General features: G+C 43.5%; 30 protein-coding genes and 2 pseudogenes. 16 read left to right on the top strand and 16 right to left on the bottom strand.

What is annotated here, in order from left to right:
* Positions 1 to 32: 32 nt before the first annotated feature.
* Positions 33 to 170, top strand: coding sequence for a hypothetical protein (locus NSTC731_RS15605; RefSeq protein WP_445631579.1), 138 nt, complete (start codon positions 33 to 35; stop codon positions 168 to 170).
* Positions 171 to 416: 246 nt separating this feature from the next.
* Here NSTC731_RS15605 and NSTC731_RS15600 read toward each other — a convergent pair.
* Together NSTC731_RS15600 and NSTC731_RS15595 are read right to left on the bottom strand one after the other, a co-directional pair.
* A pseudogene (locus NSTC731_RS15600) lies at positions 417 to 1,124 on the bottom strand (DUF2887 domain-containing protein); the annotation flags it as partial.
* Between the two features lie 71 nt (positions 1,125 to 1,195).
* Positions 1,196 to 2,584, bottom strand: a complete 1,389-nt coding sequence (locus NSTC731_RS15595) for an IS110 family transposase (RefSeq protein ID WP_445631578.1) — start codon at positions 2,582 to 2,584, stop codon at positions 1,196 to 1,198.
* 66 nt (positions 2,585 to 2,650) lie between these two features.
* On the opposite strand from NSTC731_RS15595, the gene NSTC731_RS15590 reads away from it, so the two are divergent.
* Entirely contained in the window at positions 2,651 to 2,962 is a 312-nt protein-coding gene (locus tag NSTC731_RS15590; RefSeq protein ID WP_445631577.1) for a hypothetical protein, read from the top strand.
* Here the strand turns inward: NSTC731_RS15590 and NSTC731_RS15585 are convergent.
* From NSTC731_RS15585 to NSTC731_RS15545, 9 genes are all read right to left on the bottom strand, one after another.
* On the bottom strand, positions 2,927 to 3,145 hold the full coding sequence (locus NSTC731_RS15585; RefSeq protein WP_445631576.1) for a hypothetical protein: 219 nt from the start codon (positions 3,143 to 3,145) through the stop codon (positions 2,927 to 2,929). The two genes, NSTC731_RS15590 and NSTC731_RS15585, sit on opposite strands and share 36 nt — an antisense overlap.
* Before the next feature lies 1 nt (position 3,146).
* Positions 3,147 to 3,449, bottom strand: a complete 303-nt coding sequence (locus tag NSTC731_RS15580) for a hypothetical protein (RefSeq protein ID WP_445631575.1) — start codon at positions 3,447 to 3,449, stop codon at positions 3,147 to 3,149.
* Positions 3,449 to 3,733: a hypothetical protein gene (locus tag NSTC731_RS15575; protein ID WP_445631574.1), complete on the bottom strand. Its 285-nt coding sequence runs from the start codon at positions 3,731 to 3,733 to the stop codon at positions 3,449 to 3,451. Before NSTC731_RS15575 ends, NSTC731_RS15580 begins: the two co-directional genes overlap by 1 nt.
* 89 nt (positions 3,734 to 3,822) lie before the next feature.
* Positions 3,823 to 4,365, bottom strand: coding sequence for a hypothetical protein (locus NSTC731_RS15570; RefSeq protein ID WP_445631573.1), 543 nt, complete (start codon positions 4,363 to 4,365; stop codon positions 3,823 to 3,825).
* On the bottom strand, positions 4,347 to 4,619 hold the full coding sequence (locus NSTC731_RS15565; RefSeq protein ID WP_445631572.1) for a hypothetical protein: 273 nt from the start codon (positions 4,617 to 4,619) through the stop codon (positions 4,347 to 4,349). Before NSTC731_RS15565 ends, NSTC731_RS15570 begins: the two co-directional genes overlap by 19 nt.
* Positions 4,619 to 5,134 carry a hypothetical protein gene (locus NSTC731_RS15560; RefSeq protein ID WP_445631571.1) on the bottom strand — a complete coding sequence of 172 codons (516 nt, stop codon included), beginning with the start codon at positions 5,132 to 5,134 and terminating at the stop codon, positions 4,619 to 4,621. Before NSTC731_RS15560 ends, NSTC731_RS15565 begins: the two co-directional genes overlap by 1 nt.
* A 9-nt stretch (positions 5,135 to 5,143) precedes the next feature.
* On the bottom strand, positions 5,144 to 5,401 hold the full coding sequence (locus NSTC731_RS15555) for a hypothetical protein (protein ID WP_445631570.1): 258 nt from the start codon (positions 5,399 to 5,401) through the stop codon (positions 5,144 to 5,146).
* The gene (locus NSTC731_RS15550) at positions 5,388 to 5,864 is read right to left on the bottom strand and encodes a hypothetical protein (RefSeq protein ID WP_445631569.1); all 477 of its coding nucleotides are present in this window, start codon (positions 5,862 to 5,864) and stop codon (positions 5,388 to 5,390) included. The genes NSTC731_RS15555 and NSTC731_RS15550 overlap by 14 nt, the downstream gene beginning before the upstream one ends.
* Entirely contained in the window at positions 5,839 to 6,234 is a 396-nt protein-coding gene (locus tag NSTC731_RS15545) for a hypothetical protein (protein WP_445631568.1), read from the bottom strand. Before NSTC731_RS15545 ends, NSTC731_RS15550 begins: the two co-directional genes overlap by 26 nt.
* 204 nt (positions 6,235 to 6,438) lie before the next feature.
* Here NSTC731_RS15545 and NSTC731_RS15540 point away from each other — a divergent pair, with 204 nt between their 5' ends.
* From NSTC731_RS15540 to NSTC731_RS15520, 5 genes are all read left to right on the top strand, one after another.
* Complete coding sequence (locus NSTC731_RS15540; protein ID WP_445631567.1) at positions 6,439 to 6,828, top strand: hypothetical protein; 390 nt, start codon at positions 6,439 to 6,441, stop codon at positions 6,826 to 6,828.
* Between the two features lie 98 nt (positions 6,829 to 6,926).
* Complete coding sequence (locus tag NSTC731_RS15535; RefSeq protein WP_445629063.1) at positions 6,927 to 7,106, top strand: hypothetical protein; 180 nt, start codon at positions 6,927 to 6,929, stop codon at positions 7,104 to 7,106.
* Between the two features lie 10 nt (positions 7,107 to 7,116).
* Positions 7,117 to 7,356, top strand: a complete 240-nt coding sequence (locus NSTC731_RS15530) for a hypothetical protein (protein ID WP_445629062.1) — start codon at positions 7,117 to 7,119, stop codon at positions 7,354 to 7,356.
* 73 nt (positions 7,357 to 7,429) lie between these two features.
* Positions 7,430 to 8,125: a hypothetical protein gene (locus tag NSTC731_RS15525; protein ID WP_445631566.1), complete on the top strand. Its 696-nt coding sequence runs from the start codon at positions 7,430 to 7,432 to the stop codon at positions 8,123 to 8,125.
* A gap of 61 nt (positions 8,126 to 8,186) precedes the next feature.
* Positions 8,187 to 8,924 carry a hypothetical protein gene (locus tag NSTC731_RS15520; RefSeq protein WP_445631565.1) on the top strand — a complete coding sequence of 246 codons (738 nt, stop codon included), beginning with the start codon at positions 8,187 to 8,189 and terminating at the stop codon, positions 8,922 to 8,924.
* 71 nt (positions 8,925 to 8,995) lie between these two features.
* On the opposite strand, the gene NSTC731_RS15515 is transcribed toward NSTC731_RS15520, so the two are convergent.
* From NSTC731_RS15515 to NSTC731_RS15505, 3 genes are read right to left on the bottom strand one after another with little or no spacing between them, the layout of a single operon-like run.
* The gene (locus NSTC731_RS15515; RefSeq protein ID WP_445631564.1) at positions 8,996 to 9,529 is read right to left on the bottom strand and encodes a hypothetical protein; all 534 of its coding nucleotides are present in this window, start codon (positions 9,527 to 9,529) and stop codon (positions 8,996 to 8,998) included.
* Complete coding sequence (locus NSTC731_RS15510) at positions 9,526 to 9,687, bottom strand: hypothetical protein (RefSeq protein WP_445626629.1); 162 nt, start codon at positions 9,685 to 9,687, stop codon at positions 9,526 to 9,528. Before NSTC731_RS15510 ends, NSTC731_RS15515 begins: the two co-directional genes overlap by 4 nt.
* Positions 9,684 to 10,268, bottom strand: a complete 585-nt coding sequence (locus NSTC731_RS15505; protein WP_445631563.1) for a tyrosine-type recombinase/integrase — start codon at positions 10,266 to 10,268, stop codon at positions 9,684 to 9,686. The genes NSTC731_RS15510 and NSTC731_RS15505 overlap by 4 nt, the downstream gene beginning before the upstream one ends.
* Before the next feature lie 228 nt (positions 10,269 to 10,496).
* On the opposite strand from NSTC731_RS15505, the gene NSTC731_RS15500 reads away from it, so the two are divergent.
* The 9 genes and pseudogenes from NSTC731_RS15500 to NSTC731_RS15460 all read left to right on the top strand — a co-directional run.
* Entirely contained in the window at positions 10,497 to 10,850 is a 354-nt protein-coding gene (locus NSTC731_RS15500) for a hypothetical protein (RefSeq protein ID WP_445626457.1), read from the top strand.
* Positions 10,850 to 11,338, top strand: coding sequence for a hypothetical protein (locus NSTC731_RS15495; protein ID WP_445631562.1), 489 nt, complete (start codon positions 10,850 to 10,852; stop codon positions 11,336 to 11,338). The genes NSTC731_RS15500 and NSTC731_RS15495 overlap by 1 nt, the downstream gene beginning before the upstream one ends.
* A gap of 2 nt (positions 11,339 to 11,340) precedes the next feature.
* A complete protein-coding gene (locus tag NSTC731_RS15490) occupies positions 11,341 to 13,674 on the top strand; it encodes a hypothetical protein (RefSeq protein ID WP_445631561.1) in 2,334 nt (777 codons plus the stop codon).
* A 2-nt stretch (positions 13,675 to 13,676) separates the two neighbouring features.
* Entirely contained in the window at positions 13,677 to 14,525 is an 849-nt protein-coding gene (locus NSTC731_RS15485) for a hypothetical protein (protein WP_445629054.1), read from the top strand.
* 130 nt (positions 14,526 to 14,655) lie between these two features.
* Positions 14,656 to 15,237: a hypothetical protein gene (locus tag NSTC731_RS15480; RefSeq protein ID WP_445629053.1), complete on the top strand. Its 582-nt coding sequence runs from the start codon at positions 14,656 to 14,658 to the stop codon at positions 15,235 to 15,237.
* Positions 15,237 to 15,500, top strand: coding sequence for a hypothetical protein (locus NSTC731_RS15475; RefSeq protein WP_445629052.1), 264 nt, complete (start codon positions 15,237 to 15,239; stop codon positions 15,498 to 15,500). The genes NSTC731_RS15480 and NSTC731_RS15475 overlap by 1 nt, the downstream gene beginning before the upstream one ends.
* Before the next feature lie 3 nt (positions 15,501 to 15,503).
* The gene (locus NSTC731_RS15470; RefSeq protein ID WP_445629051.1) at positions 15,504 to 15,956 is read left to right on the top strand and encodes a hypothetical protein; all 453 of its coding nucleotides are present in this window, start codon (positions 15,504 to 15,506) and stop codon (positions 15,954 to 15,956) included.
* Position 15,957: 1 nt separating this feature from the next.
* A complete protein-coding gene (locus tag NSTC731_RS15465) occupies positions 15,958 to 16,323 on the top strand; it encodes a hypothetical protein (protein ID WP_445629050.1) in 366 nt (121 codons plus the stop codon).
* A gap of 16 nt (positions 16,324 to 16,339) precedes the next feature.
* Positions 16,340 to 16,882, top strand: a pseudogene (locus NSTC731_RS15460) (enoyl-CoA hydratase-related protein); the annotation flags it as partial.
* A gap of 127 nt (positions 16,883 to 17,009) precedes the next feature.
* On the opposite strand, the gene NSTC731_RS15455 reads toward NSTC731_RS15460, so the two are convergent.
* A complete protein-coding gene (locus NSTC731_RS15455; protein WP_335234149.1) occupies positions 17,010 to 17,321 on the bottom strand; it encodes a hypothetical protein in 312 nt (103 codons plus the stop codon).
* A 427-nt stretch (positions 17,322 to 17,748) separates the two neighbouring features.
* Positions 17,749 to 18,303 carry a DUF721 domain-containing protein gene (locus NSTC731_RS15450; protein WP_445631560.1) on the bottom strand — a complete coding sequence of 185 codons (555 nt, stop codon included), beginning with the start codon at positions 18,301 to 18,303 and terminating at the stop codon, positions 17,749 to 17,751.
* Between the last annotated feature and the right edge of the window lie 120 nt (positions 18,304 to 18,423).

Raw genomic sequence — 18,423 nt, 5'->3', positions numbered from 1 at the left:
CGATGAACTGAAATAAAAAGGATAATGAAATTATGGCAACAAAACTAAGTGATGTAATGGAAAAACTTCCACCAGCACGTCTAGCAAAAATTCAAGCTCGCGCTCAAGAGCTTATTGCTGAGAATATGAGGCTTCAAGATATTAGAAAAGCGAGAAAATTAACTCAGTAATTTACTGATTGATTTTGTAACTACCCTTCCAAGTCAGCGATCGCAATCTCAATTCCAATAATGCCAAAGCTAACGTTTCCACAGTTCCTCAGCAATTTCATCAAATAGTCGTTTTAACAGTTGCAGGAGGAGCGATCGCACTCTTTCTCCCACCGCTTCCTGATATACCCGCGTGTCTTCCAGCCTCAAATTTGTAGCTATGAGATATTTTATCGGGTGCGATCGCCTTTCTCTTGTGCGTGGAATTTACCCTGTAGGTTGACCTTGTAACCACCCTTCCAAATCAGCAAGAGTAGAGAAATCCAACAAAGCATCACCTAAAGCTTCCAACTGTTCGACCGATAACCCTTGAATCTGGGACTGAAGCGCATCAGGAATATTACCTACGCGCCGATTTAATAGTCGTAAAACGATCGCTCTTTCGCCTTCCTCTCGCCCTTCTTCCTTCGCTTCCAGAATAGCCCGTGGTTCTTCCAAATTCAGTCCTAACATCGCTTGAATCTCCTCTCGACTTAAGGTAGAAAACTTGTAGACAATAATCGTCGTTATTAAATCAATTATCGCTTGCTCTGATTGTTGCCGTGCTTGTTCCAGCAAAAACCGCGCCCCTTCCACTGCTTCCGTTTCCGAAGTAACATTTGTCAGCAACATCAAACCCAATCCCAAGGGTTGTTCTCGCAAATCCCCTAACTCATCCAGATAAACCCGCCTGACTTGACCACTTTCCAACAAAGCGCGGTGAATCAAAGAGGAAGAAGGTTCCAGACTGCGAGAAGCAAAAATTATTACCCCAAACCAGTCATCGTAACGAATAGAGTTGCGGTAGAGAAACAAAAACAATTCGCTGAAGAAGCGGTGATATAAGTCTTCGTCCTTCTGAAACTGGACTTCAGCAAAAAAGACGGTTTTGGAAACTGCATCAGCTGGAGGTAAAAATACTCCATCAATCCGAAACGTTCACTCTAAACTATTGAGGGATTTGAACAACCTCTCAATAGTTTAAAGTTTTGACGGGAAAATTTTAATTACTCAGTGGATAACTTAACCGCGATCGCTCTTGTCAACTCCCGAAACAACATATTGGCAACCTTAGAACCTAACTTTGCCTGCAAGTGCTTACCATTAAGCAACTGCTTACCGGAAGCATCAACCTTACTTTTGAGGGTTTCTTTATAAAGTTCAATTTCCTCACCAATGGGATTATTGGGCAATCGACCGTTGATTTCGATTTTGGTAATTACATATTGCCAAAAGTTCATTCGGCAAAGGGCACTACCACTACCTTTCTCAACTAGCTTATCGCCGGACTGCTCTAAGACAGTACCCATGCCCAGCCTCAGTTTGAAACCGTCGCGGCTGCGGTTGCGTTTAACCCGCTTCACGTCACCAGGGAGAAACTTGACTACAGATTTACCATGTTCGCGGCTGACCTCCTTTTTCTTTACTTCCCTGACCTCTCGCTCAATTAACTGTTTGCCGTTGGTCAAAAACGCTTCAAATGGATAAATTCGACTGAGCAGCCGGGCCCGAATTCTCAGGCCAAAATTAAACCCGTCGAAGACCTGGTTGTAGGTTTTGAATTGCTCGTGGTTGATCAAAGGCTTGAGCAAAGCTTCTAAGCGTTGCTCCTCTAAGTCAATATCGCATAACCAATCAGCATGAAGCCTGACAATTGGGTCTATTTCTAGCCCAAGTTGTACCGCGATTGACTGTTGGTATATTTTGGTTATCGATTTGTAGCTGGGTGGATGTACCTCGCTTTGGCGCTGCGCTAGCCAACCCCATAACGGGGGTACGTTTCCCGGCTTGGTGCTTTCAGTTTTACTGTGTGCTTTCTCAGGAAACTGCCAGGCCAGCGCTTGACGGGTGTAGTTGATAATTGGCGACTGAACGCGGTTAAGGTGTTCGAGTTGCTGTACCAGTTCCCGCAATTGGTTAATCGGTTCGGGACGGTGCATTAGAAACTGACGCCCGTTGAGTTCTCCAGTTTCTAAATAATTTTCCTGGTCTACAGCGTAGGCAGCCATAGCCAAAGCATCGGCGGCATCGGATTTATTGGGTAGGTTTTTACCACCGCGATAACGCTTGAGTTCAACGTGTCCAACCCAGAGGATCTTAATTTCTAAGCTTTCTAGAATTCGTGCCCAAAGACGTGAATAATGATTGCCTGTTGGCTCCAAAATGGCGACATCAGGATTATTATTTCTTACATAATCAGCAAAATCAAAAGCTGATTTTTGATTAGTTTTTGGGTTAGGACTAGAGTAGAAACTTGGAAATAATTTATTAGAAGAAGTTCTAGTTTTTTGCCAATAATTCTTCAAACCCCCTGATGGGTATTGTGTTAAAATGTGGCAAGTGACGCTTGATTTACTAACATCAACGCCCAAAGATGTAATTGATTTAATTGTCATGGTTCTGCCGAGAATTGGGGTTTTTAGTATTCGTGGTGGCACACGAATTGATTTGAAAACCCAGTTTTGACGCTTGAATCCCCTAACACCCCACCTTCTAGTTGGGCGCGATTCACTCTTAACGCTGGGTTTAACCCGGTAGTTCTAGGAAGGTTGCGCTTGAAAGAAACAACACCCCACTTTTTGGGTGTGCAATTCACTTCTAACGCCCCACTCCCTAGAAACAGTGGGGCGGATTGCTTTGGACACAACCCGCGACGGTGGAGAAAGCCACCGTTTCGGCTACTGTGTCAGGTAGCCCGCGCCGTAGCGCGATCGCAACAATTGCGATTCATCAGGCGGTTACTCAGTCTCGATTTTTGGCAGTGTCGAGTTTAAGATTTTGAGGATTTTTGATAACTGCTCTTCAAAATATTCATTTTGAGTAACAGTTTCTTCTTCGTATTCAGAAACGTCTTTAATTAATTTATCGAGTTGGGATTTAGCTTTTAATAATTTGTGCCAGGTAACGTAATAGTCCCAACTTGGATCTGGCTCTGGAATATTTGAAGTTTTAGTCATTTTAAAAATGCTCGTTTGAGATTTGTTCAATTTTTAATTTGTCGTTTCGCTCGATTAATTCCAATAGTTTTGAAGCTATAAAAGAGCGATCGTAATGAGGAATGCCGCTTCCAGAAAGCGCTGCAAGCAAAATTTTGAATTCTGCTTCTAACTCTGTATCTATTCTCAGGAATTCAAAAATTGCAAGCATACACCTTGCATAAGCTCTTACTTCTTTGTGGGTTAGTTTTCCTGAATCATCGTTGCTGGCAATTCGTTTGAGAATAGTTTTCAATCCTTTGGTATCACCATCGAATCCAAACATTAAACTCCCGATCCTTCTAAGAACTTTACAGCACCCGCAATAATTTCTAATCTCTTAACTTCATCAAGCTCATAATCGGTCATGCAAATTATCGGGTAATCTTGATTACCGTATCTTAATTTCATGTGCCGGATATACATATCTGGATAGCCAAATGCACCAGGAATAATTTGCTCTTTAAGTATTAAAGTTCGTTCGTTGGCTGGAATATCTTTAGAAGAGAAGCCATGTTTGTTTTCTCTGTCTAAATCGTAAAAAGTAATGAATTCTATGTTTTTAGTCATGATGAATGTGATATGTTTTACAAGTCCTGTTTCAAGTGTTTGGATCGATTAATTGCGATCGCAATCCTCCTGCCGCGATGGCTTTTGAATTAGTCCCACTCCTCCTCCCTGCCTTGCTGCAATATCTGCTGCAATCGCCGCTTTCCCTCCTCCCATCGGCGGCCGCCCATCTTCAAAATTTGCTCAATCACATAAGTCTCCCCTCTAACTTCCAGTAGTGACTTCACAGCTAAATAGAAGGCTTTGTCATCGGAAGTGGAAGCGGAAGTCTCGCCGTTCCGTTCCGCGCTCGGCTCCCTATATAAGTGTTCCAGGCTAGTGGTTAGTTCCTCTTTGACTTCCTTAGGGTAAGACGGTGCATCGCTATAGCTTTCGTAGAGCGCTTGTTCTTGCTGTTGCGTGTGCAGTGCAAATTCTGTTTGTTCTAGTTCTTGGTTCATGGCTGCAAGCGCTGCACGACGGGCATCTTGCACAATCAGTCGGCGTGACTCCTGGACAAGTTGCACCGACGCAACTAGCGCCAAGCTATAGCTAACTCCCTTTGCGATCGCGGGAACTGGAGAAAGTGCAGTCAACCAAAAAGCTATCGTACCAGCCAGCAAGCAGTTGGTTTTTAACCACCTATCAGCCATGTAATAAGCCCTCCCAAGACAATCGAAACTGCGATCGCAATCAGCAAGGCGTAATAATCCGGCTCAGACAGTTTGAGAAAGGGCCTAACAGCATCATCTGTGAGCAAGGCGATAGCCAGCCCAGCGCCGGACATAATATAGACAACCCACATCACACGAAACAAAGCAGGATGCAGCGCCCCTAGCCAAGCCACAAAGCTAGAGGCGATACACCCCAAAAGGAACCAAGCCCCCAGGTGTACCGCCTTTGCCATTAGTATTTTTCCTTGACCTTGGCTTTGAGTTCGTCAATCCGTTGCTGTGCTTTGTTTTCGGCGCGGTCTAGACCAAAACCTAACTTTGCGTATTCTGGTCTGAGTGTATGCAAATGTCTGGCTGTGGCTGCATCGGCGCGTTTCTTAGTCAGTTCATTGTCCGCCACTCCCTTAATGTATTTACGATGGGCAGTGTGTACCTGTGCATCAGATTGTTCAAGGCTTATGAGTGATTTGTAAGCGCGTTTAGCCTGACGGGCTTCCTCTCTCTTTTGAGATGCAACTCGCTTGAGTGCATCAGCCTCAGCTTTGTTGGAATAGCGGGGAGCTTCATTAATTGGTGCGGTTCTCACGGTCTGCCAAGTTCCCGGATTCATCGGGTTGATGACAGTTGGATCTGTGGGGGCTAGCACCTGATTTTTATCAATTCCATGTCCCCCAGTGGAAAGGGATGATTGATTTGTATTCGCGCTAGAAGACTTACCAGTATTGGTAATTCGTGCAAGGATTCCCATTGTTTACTCCTATCTATTACAAACCTGACTCTTAACTTTCTCTAACTGCTGGCTTTGGGCTTTCATCTCGCGCAGTTGCACTTGATCCGCGCTTTGGTAAGTTGACATCGCACCCATGCTTAAACCAGCGACTAGTGCAGCTGCAACGATTACTAAATAAGCTGCAATGTTATTCCCGGCTGCCGTCGGCTCAGGATCGGGAACTGGGTAAAATTCGCCGGTGAATGGTACGACCTTGCTGGTAAGCTGTTTCTTAGTCTGTTTCATCTCCCCCTCCTCCCTCTAGCAACATCGGCTGATATGTGGGTAAGAGTAGATGCTCTGTTCCGGCGTTGAGCGCTGTGCGGAATGACAACTCGACTATTTTGCGTTGTTCAGGTGTGGGATTAAACCGCATCTGTTTTATCCGTTGCAAGGTGCGACCGGGTAGCTGTCGGTAATATTCGTTAGCTAGTCGCTGTGCATCCTCCTCCAGAAGCGATTCAAGTAAATCGGGTGCATCGGATTCTGCATCAAATTCTGCATCGTCGTCAGTTGCAGCTTTAGTTGCACGTCGGCTGTGCAACAGTTCAATTCCCGCTTCAGTCCACAATTTCTGACCGTGGCCATCGATTGCAACGTGAACGTCGATCTGGAATACCCCAGGATATCGGCGTAACCAACTGCGAATGGTACTTTCTGGGATGTTGGTTAACTTGGCTGCTTCAGGAGTGGTGTATAGGTTCTGCATTCTGCCCCCAACGAATTTGAGAGATTATCGCTTCCATGATTCCTGCCTGGTCGGAGAGTGAAAGCTCATCTCTCATCTGTTTTGCAACATCAAAAATTTGCCCCCGAACATCTCCCTCTAGCTGGCAACCAATGTGTGATGCCAAAACGGTGAGAATAACCAGTTTTTCTCGTTTGGTCATTTTTTCAAATGTGCTGCCATACTCCTCTTGCAGTCTTTCTAAAAGTGAATTGTCGCCGGGGGTGTAAGCGGTGTAGTAGCCTAACGGCTTGCTCATTTGGTAAAATCTCCTCATTGATAATTGATAAATTTCCATTTGCATTAAACAAGGCGATCGCTTGCGAGTAGCGGTTGCCTTTTTACTTGGCATCAGATACAGGGTGTTTCCGCGCAAGGTCGAGGCGCGGGTGCTTTCTCCGGTTGCAACGCAAAGGGTTAGGCGTTGGGGAGTAAGTTGTGTTGCAAAGTTTTGTCTTTGCTAAACTAATGTTAGTATAATGCAAATACAAAACCTGTCAACGGTTTTGTCTATACAAAACAAGTTTTGCAAAGATAAAATGAGGCTATCTCTCAAGTGACTCAAAATAATGGCAAGACCAAAAAAATTAGCAGGAGACGAGAAGACCGTCAACGTAAGGATGAGTCCGCAAGACTGGTCGAGCATGGACGCAATAGCTCAGTCAATGGGACTGACAAGATCGGACTTATTGCGACATATAGCCCAGGGAAAAGTTCTGTTGGGGGAAACATCAAGCGAGGAGAATCTACTCCTGGCAAAGTCCTCCAGCGTCTCGAATTTATCGAAGACGCTTATCTTGATTACGTTGACGAACAGCAACAATACTTAGAAATTCGTCTTTTTGAAACAAAGAAGCACAAGGAAGTTTTCAAAAAAGCAGTTCAAGAGCTGAAGCAAGAGATATACGATCTAATCTCTCCTGAAACGTCCGAGCATAAAGAATAAAGCCGTTTGCCTTCTTGGGTAAACGGCTTTATTCGTGGCGTGTCGCTTCACTTCAACTCGGAGTGCGATCGCCACGAAGATGTTACGAGGTGCGAAGCATGAAAGTGATTCTAAAAATCAGTACCGGACAAATAGCTGAAACAAGGGAATTAATCGGCGTTCTTGAATTGCCCCAATTCATTTTCAGCAAAGGACATCTTTACCAGCTAGTAGAGCGAAATCTCTCAGAGGCAACTTACCACTGGGAGGAATGTTTTCTAATGCCAAATGACCAATGACTAATGACCAATGACTAAAGCAAAACTCTTATCAAAGGCAGTTCGGGCTAGAAGCCTCGCCGTCTACGAGCTAGACCAGCTCATCAGCTACATCCGCACCATTGACTCAGACCTGCAACCGCATCAAGCGATCGTGCTGACAGCATTTGTCTTAGCCGATCTGCCAAACCTATTCAAGCAAAATCCTGAGTTAGTGGATCGCATAAAAGAGATAGCAGCGAATATCAAGCAAAAGAATACTCGCAATTGATCAAAAAAAACCAAAAAGCCACCGAAAGATTTAGCGATCGTGGTGGCCTTCTGAAAAACAAACTAATAGTATTATGCCAGAAAATAGAGAAAAAAACTCACTTCCTTGGACGGAAGAACATGAAGCATTCTGCTACAAACATCATATCTGCCCTGCTGCGAAATCACTTTGGCAATGGCTAATGAGGCAGGGTGCAATAGCTGAAGATATAGAACCAGATTTATCAGAATTTAATGCCACAGTAGCCAAAGCAAGAGGTAAAGGATACTCACATAATTATCTCAAAAAGATATTTGACCAACTAGTAGAACACAGAGTTATACAAGTCGTTAAACAGTACAGTTGGAAGATATTTAAGTTACTTGTAAGACCCCTTGAGTGGTTGAAGCCACCGAGAAAGAAGCGAGAAAAAAACTTACAAAACCATAATTTAAGTTACAAAACAGACCCCTCAAACCATAAGTCTCTCGTTCCGGGTTCTATACAGCAGCAGCATTCTAATTCCGATATCAACTTGGAAACTCTAGAAGAAGCGGGTATACATTTTGACTCCACAGAGAAAGAAGTGCTTGAACGTCCAACTAATGAAATAAAGTTGGCACTTTTAATGTTTAATCTCCGTGGTAGTTTAGATAAAATTTTTAATCCAGAAGGATTTATACGGCGATGTTTACGCGAGCGTTGGTGGGAGTTTCCGCGCAATTATAACCGTTTACTTGAGATGTTTGGGAACTCTACAGAGTGGGATGAATTATTCCCATCTGGTTAGTTTCTATGTATAAAAAAACGGCCGTTACAGCGGCCGCGAATTCTATTACTTCAAAAACATTATGAAACATAATTCTGAAGTGCCGGGACAGTTAACACTGTTGACTGTTGCACCAACTGAAAAGAAAATTACCGTTCACGATCCTTACTGGGATGAAATCGAAACTGCTCCCGAACATCAGGAGCCAGAAACCAGATGGAACCCGGCCGACTTTGGGGAAGTACCCCGCAAGTTAAGTGACAACGGACAACTGACAATTTTCTTTGATGACAGTGACGAGCCACCAGACCCAGACGATTTTAAAAATCTGGATGATTACGAGCAAGCTTGGGAGCAGTGGGAGTCAACTGTTCGGGAGCAGGATACACAGGTTTCTGCATTAGTAAGTAAGGACTCGCAAAAAACCACGGGCGATGTCTACGACGGGCTACGCCTACGCCGCTCCTTTGTTCGGGAGCATGATACACAAACATCTGCTCCCGAACAAAGTATCTTAGATGACCCTTGCCCCCCTGCTTCCGAACATACTCATTGGGTTGAGAAGTACTGGGTCAAGCGTGGCAACAGCAAACATAACTATTACCGCTACTGTTGGATGTCGGGCCGGAAAATTCACCACTGTCATATTTCGGGTGGCAGCACTGCATCGCCTTTGGCTACCCAGCGCCGGGAAGTTGTGGAAACTGCGATCGCAGATGGTAAATTACCATTTGAGATAAAGGACTTGATCCGAGGCTGGAAGAATGACCACAAATCGCCCACCATGCCCAATCTGCGATCAGCAAGTACTAATTTTTAAAAACGGTAGCTACGAGCTGGCTGACCACACAGTAATACAAAGGTGGTTTTGTCAAAAATGCCGTAAGAGCTTTAGTCCTGCAACAGTTCGGGAGACTCCCGCAGCAAATTCTGAAGCTTCCGCAACTCATCCCAAGTACGAGCGGTAATGTCTGGCTTTGCAAAAAGCTGTGTGGATCGGTAATTCTTAGTTCTCCAAGCAATGTAGCGGTCAATTATCACGAGGAAATCCCCTATCAGCATGGGGATTTTTGCAGACTCATTAGTTAACAGTTTGGAGTCTACAGCCCTAGCGTAATCCAAAATGTGATGCTCCAGTGCAATCGGCACACGGATAGTTTTGGTCTTGCCATTGTTCCAAGCTGGTTGCCAGCTGGTGTTATTCTTCCCTGGCGGCTGCCCCATATAAGTTTCTTGAAAGGCCTGTGTCAAGGCAGGATACAGCGTTTTTACTTTAATTGCAATTGCTACCCCTGCTCCCTTGTTCCCAATGCCCAATGCCCAATGCCCAATAAAAAGCGATCGCACTTGGTCAGAGGTGAAAGTGTGATCGCTTGCTAGTTGTTTTTGAAATTTAGGATATATAAGCTTATCCGCTCGTTTCATGCTTTGTCCAAATTCGGATAAACCCGATCGACTTCATCCCATGCAAGATTTGTGAGATTCTCCAGTGCCATAGCCAAATACACAGGATGGTCATATTCCCCTTTCTGCAAGCGCTCGAAGAAGATTTCGATTTGGAGGAATAGCAGGTTGGGGTTCATAGAGTTGCGATCGCGCCTCTTCTCTCATCCGTCTCTATCTCAAAGTAAGGGTCAAGCCCTTTATTATCGCGGTGTCCGGTGAAGGTGCGAATAGTTTCCTTTGGAATTCCATTCTTTCTCAATCGGTTAACAAAGCTCCGTCTCATGCTGTGAGTGGATATTCCCTTCGCTTCATACCCTGCTTTCTCCACCGCAGCCATCAAAATGTTGTAGGCATTTTTCCAGACAATCGGCTTAGTTCCGCACCGGGACGGGAATAACCACTCGCTATTTGTGGCTGGTTTGTATCGCTCCAAAGACTCTTTCAAGATTGCATGTACTGGAATCTCTGTGGCATCGGCTGTCCCGTCTGGCCTGTGCTTTCTAATGATTGCAGGAAAAATGATATCGGTTTTAGCAATACCTGGTTCCTGATAAACATCGGCTACTTTCAGTTTCACCAAAGCCCCCCAGCGTTCGCCGGTAAACCATCCAATGTCTAAAAGCAGTTTGTATTTTTCTGTTAAAATTTGTTGCCTGACTTTGGAATATTCAGCGTTTGTAATTACGGCGGCTTTTCCTTTTCTGTTACTCTTTGCCATAGACGTAAAAAATAAACTTCGCGTATTCCGCTTTTACCTGAATCAGAGGTGAAAGTGGAATTACCTAAATATTCACTATTAGTAAATATTCGCTCAATCCTATTCCCAGCAAAGGATACACGGCATCAGTGAATATTCCACTTCTACATAAAAGTGGAACATTTACTTATTTTTGGCTAACGAATACAACGGATTTATTCACAACATCTAAATCCGCTTTTATTTGAAATGGAACCAAATTTAGGTCAAGTTTTTGGAACTGGTACAACACGTTTAGCATCTGGGGCTACCACCACTACATCAGGCTTATTTATTCCTGATAGTGCTTTTGTCGCAGTAGGCTTGGCAACTCCTACCACGGCAACCGCTGAAGGGCATTTAGTAGCAATTGTAAAAAATGCTGAGAGCTATTTGACACAATCAAATTTCGATTCAAATATCGACCAATCATTAATTGTGACGGATGGATTTTCTAGTTTTACAACTAGAGGGACTGACAATACACCTTACAGACAAGATCAGAAAACAATATCACTCGCCAAACCTGATACTGGCTCTACTATCAACCCCGGCGATTACTAATGTCTTGTACTGTAACGGTGTATTATTCGGCAACGGCTATCCCAGGAACTCCCTCTGCGGGACAAACATACCCTACACAGAGTTACTCAATTAATGTTCCAGATGGCAACTGGATTGGTGAGATGGTGAGTGCAGGGAATGGTTTTGGTCCCTGCCCTGGTGTAGCTCAATTCTGGGTTCAAGCACGAGATCCCTCTACTGGTGAAATACTAGGCGCAGCGAATACAAATACTTGCGCTGATGTGGCTTTTCTTTACTACACCAATTCTTGTCCACCATCCCAACCGGATAATTCTCAACTACCTCACGATTGCATTAATGGCGCTTGCATAAAAAAATCTACCTACAACACACCAGGGATATACAAATCATTGAGCGAATGCGAAATCGCTTGCGGCACTGGCTGTAGTGGCAAGTGTATTAGTAATAGCGATTGGGCGGAAATAGAGGGCTTATCCAATCAATTAAAAAATAGAAATTGCGGCTAAATATGAGTACATTAAGCGTAATTGGAGCCATGCAATCAGCGCTTGATTGTGCTGGTAAATGCGATTGTTGCGATAAACTACAAGCACAAATCAATGCTATTAATGCCAGATTATCGGCAATCAAGCCAGTAAACGAAAGCGCACTAAAAAACAGTATTAAAGCCTCATTGCAACCAGACATTACCACTGCTGTAGCTGGTGGTATAGCTGTTATAACCAACAGGTACGGGCCGCAGATTACAGATGCAGTATTAGGAAGCAAGAACGCACAAAATGCGGTAAAACAACTGGAACCCAAAATTACTGATGCTGTACTTGGTGGACAAGCGGGAAGGCAAGCTCGTGCGAGAGTTGAATCACTTGACCAATATGTAAATACAGTAAGCAGAACAGCAACAACTGCATCGACTGAAGCGGCTATTGCTTCAAAGGCTGCAATTAATGCAGCAACAGAGGCAACTGGGCTGAGGCAGTTAGTAAATGGTGTCGGATCAAGGATCGATGGGCTTGGTAAAGCTATTGGGGTATTGGAATCAAAAACTGCAACTGCGGTAGCAAATGCTGCAAAAGCAATTGGTATCAGCAGTGAAGCGTTAGGAGCGACAGCAAGGTTAGCTGGCAGGGTGTTGGAGTTGTTTAACCTGGTTGCGACAATATTCACCTTGATTGAACAGCTCGCAGTACTAAACACCCTTGGTGAGAGAATCGACGCAGTAGAAAACGGGGTGGTAGCACTGGGTAATGATTTGTCCCGCGTTCTTGGTAAGTTGTTGGGACTGCAAAACCGTATCGGCGCTAATGAAACCCTTACAGCACAAGTAAAAAATATCGCCCTTGATGCCAAAAGTATAGGTGAGGCTGCAAATCTAAAAGCAGGGGCAGCGCAGGTGACATCTGCCAGGGCACAAGGTTTGGCAGAAAGTGCATTAGGTAATGCAAGGCAAGCTCAATTGACCGCAGATGGTGCAGTTCGCAATGCGGCGATCGCCAACAGCAACGCGACCACTGCCTACAAGAAAGCGAATGAAGCGCAAGGAATAGGGGAACAAGCCAAGCGCATCGCTGGAGATGCATTCAATAAAGCTGGAATAGCACTTACTACGGCACTCACTGCGATCGCACTTTATCAGGGCGTAAAGTCCCTCCGTGGATTGCAAGGTATACCCGGCATTCCTGGAAGGCAGGGAGAAAGGGGATTGCAAGGTATCCAGGGAATACCAGGCATTCCAGGCAGAGACGGTGTGACAACCGTAGTAACTTTACCCGGCACGCCTGGGCCAAGAGGACAGACAGGAAGGCAAGGTGTACCCGGCATACCGGGAAGGAATGGAAGAGACGTGAGTCCAGCAGAAGCAGCAAGCCTGAGAGCTTTAATTATTCAGCAGCACACACAAACACGAGCCAATAGTACAGCACAGCACACTGGTACTAGGGCACAAATAAGAGCATTTATTACGACTGCATTCGCCCCGGTGCTTGCTATCTTGCAACGAATTTTAGGCTTACTGAATGCTGCTAGCAATGCTGCACAGTTGACATTATTAAATATCATCAATAGCAAGCTTGGCGCACAAGTGACGGGAGGTATTAGCGGGCTAGTAACGAGTATTGCTCAGAATACTTATGTCGAAAAAGCGCTTGCTGTATTAACTTTCGCAACCACATTACATAATGCGCTGATGCTGACCAATAATTTAGGTCAGACGCTTGGAAGTATTATTAATACAATCTTGGGTTTAATATTACCCAAAGGGCTTGATGGAACGCCGCTTGATATTAATTCTGTTCTTGGTAAAACAACAGAATTTCTTATAAAAGAAGCTGTTGGTGAAGCCAACTACACTAAACTTAGCCAAGAATGGGCAATGGCTAACAGAATTTATCAAGCATCAGCAAATGTATTTAACGCACTAACAAACGCAGTAAGTACAACCATAAACGCATTAGAAGTTATCGGTAGTCATACAGCAAAAATAGGTAATGCTCTCAAATACTGGGGCGTATTGGGTCAGAAAGCTTATGAATGGTTTCACCCTAACCCCAATTTTCACAACAAGTATTTTACCTTCCTAAATAATGCTGAGGCTGGGGCTAATACTATCCAGGCTGTAGTCCAAATTCCGGTAAGTATTGTTGATGCTAAAAATCAAATCGATAGTGCCAACTCCGAATTCAAGTCAGCCATCAAAGGTGATAAGAATACCGATGGCACTCCAAAAGAAAGTGGTATTCCAACTGAAGAGAACAAGGATAAGAAAAACGAGGTTGAGCAATCAATTGCTAACTCTCAGCCATTTAGCTTTGACTTCTCCGATTTGTTTGATGGAGAAGATTAATAATGGCAGATATCCCAGATGATTTTAACCCGTTTGAACATCTCCAACAAACCTATAGAACTGAATTCAATCGGCGGGTAGATAGATTTTTTAGGGATGTTGAAGGAAATGGTGATTTATCATCGCCGCGGGCATCGTTAAAATTAGCGTGCAGAATTGCCGATGACGACAACGACGCAATTATGAATATGCGTCATAATTTATTTTTTAATGTAATCGGCTATAGCAGAAAAAATTTAGCTGTAGTTTATGGCAGTAAATTTGATACTGCTCCCCCAGTTGCTGGGCATCCACAATTATTTTTTGTGTTTTCACAAGATGAGTCGGCCTCACCTCCTGAAGAATCACCAATACAGCATGAAAAATCTGTCAGATTGATGAAATTCTCTTGTGCTTCTGGAAACGCTAAACCAGCTATTACCAAAGCAGATATGACAGAAATAGCCAACGAAATTAAAACTACTTTTTTATCAAGTAGTAGAGGAATAACTTATACCACAGGAAATAAATCAGCAAGTTACACCGATCCTGATAATGGATTTCCTAGAGGGAATTACATCTTAGTCAATAGTAAAGTTGACGGAGTAGAAATTTATGAGAAAATTTGCAACGTAATTGATGTACCATTTCACGCAGACAGGGTATTACTGAACGATCCGGATAAACCCAGCACAACAACGGCTACAGCCGGAAAAACTACAATTTTAGGCAAACAGGTACAAAATCGACGGTATAGACCTGTGTCACTCCTGAGATTCAGAGGTGCTTACATCTCTCTAGGTAATCTTGTTCCACCTGTATTTCTAATTGATACAACATTCAGGAATCAGGGATTAGTCCGTTATCCCTGAGATTAGATGAGTACTTTGGGGTAACTGCGGTAGAAAATAAAGGTAAAAACCTATTAGGTTTCCGTACACAATTCTAAGGATTTTAAAGGGCTAGAGTTGGTGAAAACTGTAACTCTCACCAATAAAATTTATGGGGTTTAGAGACCTGAATCGGTATCCTGCACAGAAAGCTCGATATGACCAATACCTAATATGGCTAGAATCCACTCCAGCACAACGGCAAGCAAAGTTTGCTGCTATTACTGACGAAACCAAGCGGGCAAGGGCAGAAAGAGAAGATGGCTATGTTTCTCCATTTGGCACGGCTGGCACTACCAAGATTTATCTTCCCACTCAACTGATCAAGAGTGGACAAACTGGACAGGGTGCTGGTGTGGCTACAGTGCTTTTGGGGCTGCTTGCTAGCCGTACTACTACAGCTACCGAATTTGCCGCATTAACCACGCCAATTAAGATTGACACGAAAAAATTTAAGTTTGCCAAGCTAACACTCACTTCTGTTGTGCCTGGGACTGTCAAGAAAGCTAGTCGAATTACTGGTGCTGAGTATAAAAAGCCCGATGTTGATTCGGTCACTTCGCCTTTTGGTCAAGGGACTGGTGGTGAAGCCTACGACGCAGCTGTTTTGGCCATCGAAGAAACAACAGAGTACGTGACCTTCATTGAAGGAAACGGCGGTAAAAATCGGGCTAGATTCACTCCTGAAGGCTAATGAGCAAGATAGCAGAGAGAACTGGAATTATTTGGACTCCAGACGATCCGTTAGACCTGCTATCTGTTGATGTTGATGGCAACTGTTCCAAATCTGAATTTCAGGGAATGCTTGCCATCAATCAAGCGGGTAGAGATTGGCTGACTGGGAAAATTGACATCGTTGAATATCTCGATAAGTTGGAGCATTACGGTATTCCTAATCCGTTTGAAATTTTAGATGAATTTGCCGAACACGTTGATTTTGTAATCTCCCATGCTTGATGTATGACGCGCAATTTACAGCTAGGGATAGAAAGTAATTGGCATTTGCAATACAGTGATTCTTTCCCGGCTGTAAGTTACTTGAATGATTCAGCAGGGAAACCGATCTATCAAAGAATAACTGAAATAAATATTCCTGTAGTGTTTGATAAACCTATTATTGCCGTGTCTGTTAACACTACTGTTCCTGTCGGAGCAATTTGGAAGTATGCAGGATATTTACGCCGCAGTTTAACAACTGGCTTGGGCGCAACTTTCGTTGGCGGAGCTGAAAGTTTATTTTTAGGTAAGTTTAATTTAATAACTTTTGACGATCTAAATATTAATTATTCTCTATCCCTTCAAGTTCCTAAATGGTTTATTAATGCCAATATTGCCATTTATCAATATGAAGGAAGCGATACGACAAGCCTAGAAGATGATGTTCAGGCGATAAAAACATCGCTTGGTATATAAAATGAAAATTGACATTAACAATGCCTTAACTATTATTCTTGGCTTGCTTACTTTGATAGGAGCTATCTACCGATTAGCACAGGTGGAAGCTAATATCAATGCCAAAATTAACAAAGTTGAAATTACTGTTTTGACAGCCGTCGATCAACTTAAAGATAACTTTGTCGATCGCTTATATACTGTTGAGCGGAAAGTAGACGTGCATCTAACCGAATACAGCGAAAAGAAGCTTTTTGTTGAGTATCGTCTGAACGGTATTGAAAGCATGGTCAAGCACAAGTTTGATCGACTGGCTAACTGGGTCAAGCAAATAGCTGGTTTCCTCAACAAACAGTCTAATTTTCAAATCCGAGATGACAAGTTCTAGTGACTGGGGATTCACTTTGAATGTGCTGGACTTACAACGGCTGATTCGTTCCATGCCGAAAGTGGTGATTGCTTTAGTAGCTGGATATGCGATCGGTGGTGGACACGTCCTACACTTAATTTGCGACCTTACCATCGCTGCCGATAATGCCATTTTCGGACAGACGGGCCCGAAAGTCGGCAGTTTTGACGGTGGTTTTGGAGCCAGCTATCTTGCCCGCATCGTGGGACAAAAAAAAGCTAGAGAAATTTGGTTTCTCTGCCGCCAATATGATGCACAGCAAGCTTTAGAAATGGGCTTAATTAATTGTGTCGTCCCAGTAGAACAACTAGAAGCGGAAGGGATTCAATGGGCGCAAGAGATTTTAGAAAAAAGTCCGATCGCAATTCGATGTCTTAAAGCTGCTTTTAACGCTGATTGTGACGGACAAGCTGGTTTACAAGAACTTGCTGGCAACGCCACCCTACTTTATTACATGACAGAAGAAGGAGCTGAGGGCAAACAAGCTTTTCTTGAAAAGCGTCCACCAGATTTTCGCTCTTTTCCTTGGCTACCTTAGAATTGCAAAAATCGCACCCTATAGTAAGGTGCGATTTTTGTATATATCAACTTTTACAGCACTAAAAATCTTAAAAACAAATCTTATTTTAAGCAGACTACAAACTCAGTCCAGTAATAATGGATGACTAAATAACCACTGCTTTAGTTTTTACCTGTTCAGATATGGAGGCAGCTATTTCCTCTAGAGGAGCAACAGCATTATCGAAATCTGAAGCTAAAGATTGACAAGATGTTAAAACTGGAGCTGCATCTGGTAAACCCCAAGCATCTTCTAAGGTTTCCCAAGAAGGTGCAAAAGGTGGAAGCGCCAAAGAGCAAGCTTTCCAAGTCGCTTGAACTGGTGCGCCCAACTGCTGGCACGTTCCACCACGGCGACCTTCTGGCTGGTAATGACGGCAATATCTACAGGCAGATGCTAAAACTTTAATGGGTTTCATTCGGATTCATCTTTAGTGTTGTTTCTGGCTGAATTTCATCTTTATATTCTGCTTCTATATATAAAGACGGAGAAAAGCCAAAAAGTCATTATTTTCTATAGGTTTCAGCGATCCCAAGTAAAAAATAAACTTCAGGATATTTTTATAATCTTGTTATATATTTAAATAATTCCTAAAGCAGTTATATATAGGTATCGTCTAAAACTTATTAGGGATCAAGACTAAAACTAAAGCTTTTGATTTATTCAGCCTTTTAAATTCCTCCTTAAGGATGGCTTAAGGCATAGAATTTCACATAAATAGTCTGCTTTGCATACCACATTTGGCATATTTCAGCGGCAAATTATACTTTTTCTCAAGAATCATAAAAATTTGATGTAATAGCAGCAAGTTATTTCAGGATAAACTTTGCTCAACAAATAATCGCTCAACTATTTTGCTTTGAAAACTGTTTAGCAGCACAGACAGAACAGACTTCCCAGCGCTGGAGTTCACCGGGAGGGGTGGGAGATTGGCACTGGGGACAAAAGGGTAAGCCATGCGATCGCGATCGCACAATCTTTGTCCAATATCCAAAAGCCGCATTTACATCCTTGGTAGGTATAGGATCGGGGCGGTTAATCTCATCACCAAGGTAACTGGGATGCTCATGAGGCGAAACCGTTTGTTGCTGTTTTCTTTCCACCAACGGATTCTGCCAGCCAGCAGTAGAGAAGCGAATATCAACCAAAGGCGTTGGCAGCTTTTTATTCAACTTTAAAAGTAGAGATGTGCGACCAAAAGTCAGGTTTTGCGCCCAAGCAGCACTAGAAGTTGCTACCGACAAAACATCACGCTGAATTAATAATGGTCGAGTATTTGCGGCAACTACTGGGCCAACAACTTCTGCCCAACACTTGAGCAGGCGTTGAAATGGTTGCTCCTGCCATTTCGATTGCTTTTCCAGAATCCTTAAAACATCATTAATTGATTTCAACGACATCGTTCAAAGTGGGGAGTGTGGGAGTGGAAAGCACGGGAGCAGGGGAGACAAGGGGACAAGGGGACAAGGAGGACAAGGGGAAATTATTGAACAAGTCTCTCCCAAGTCTCCCCCCTCTTT

This window comes from Nostoc sp. DSM 114167 (assembly GCF_052692655.1).
Note: the sequence above shows the minus strand (reverse complement) of the source record. Positions and strands in the feature narration are given on the sequence as shown.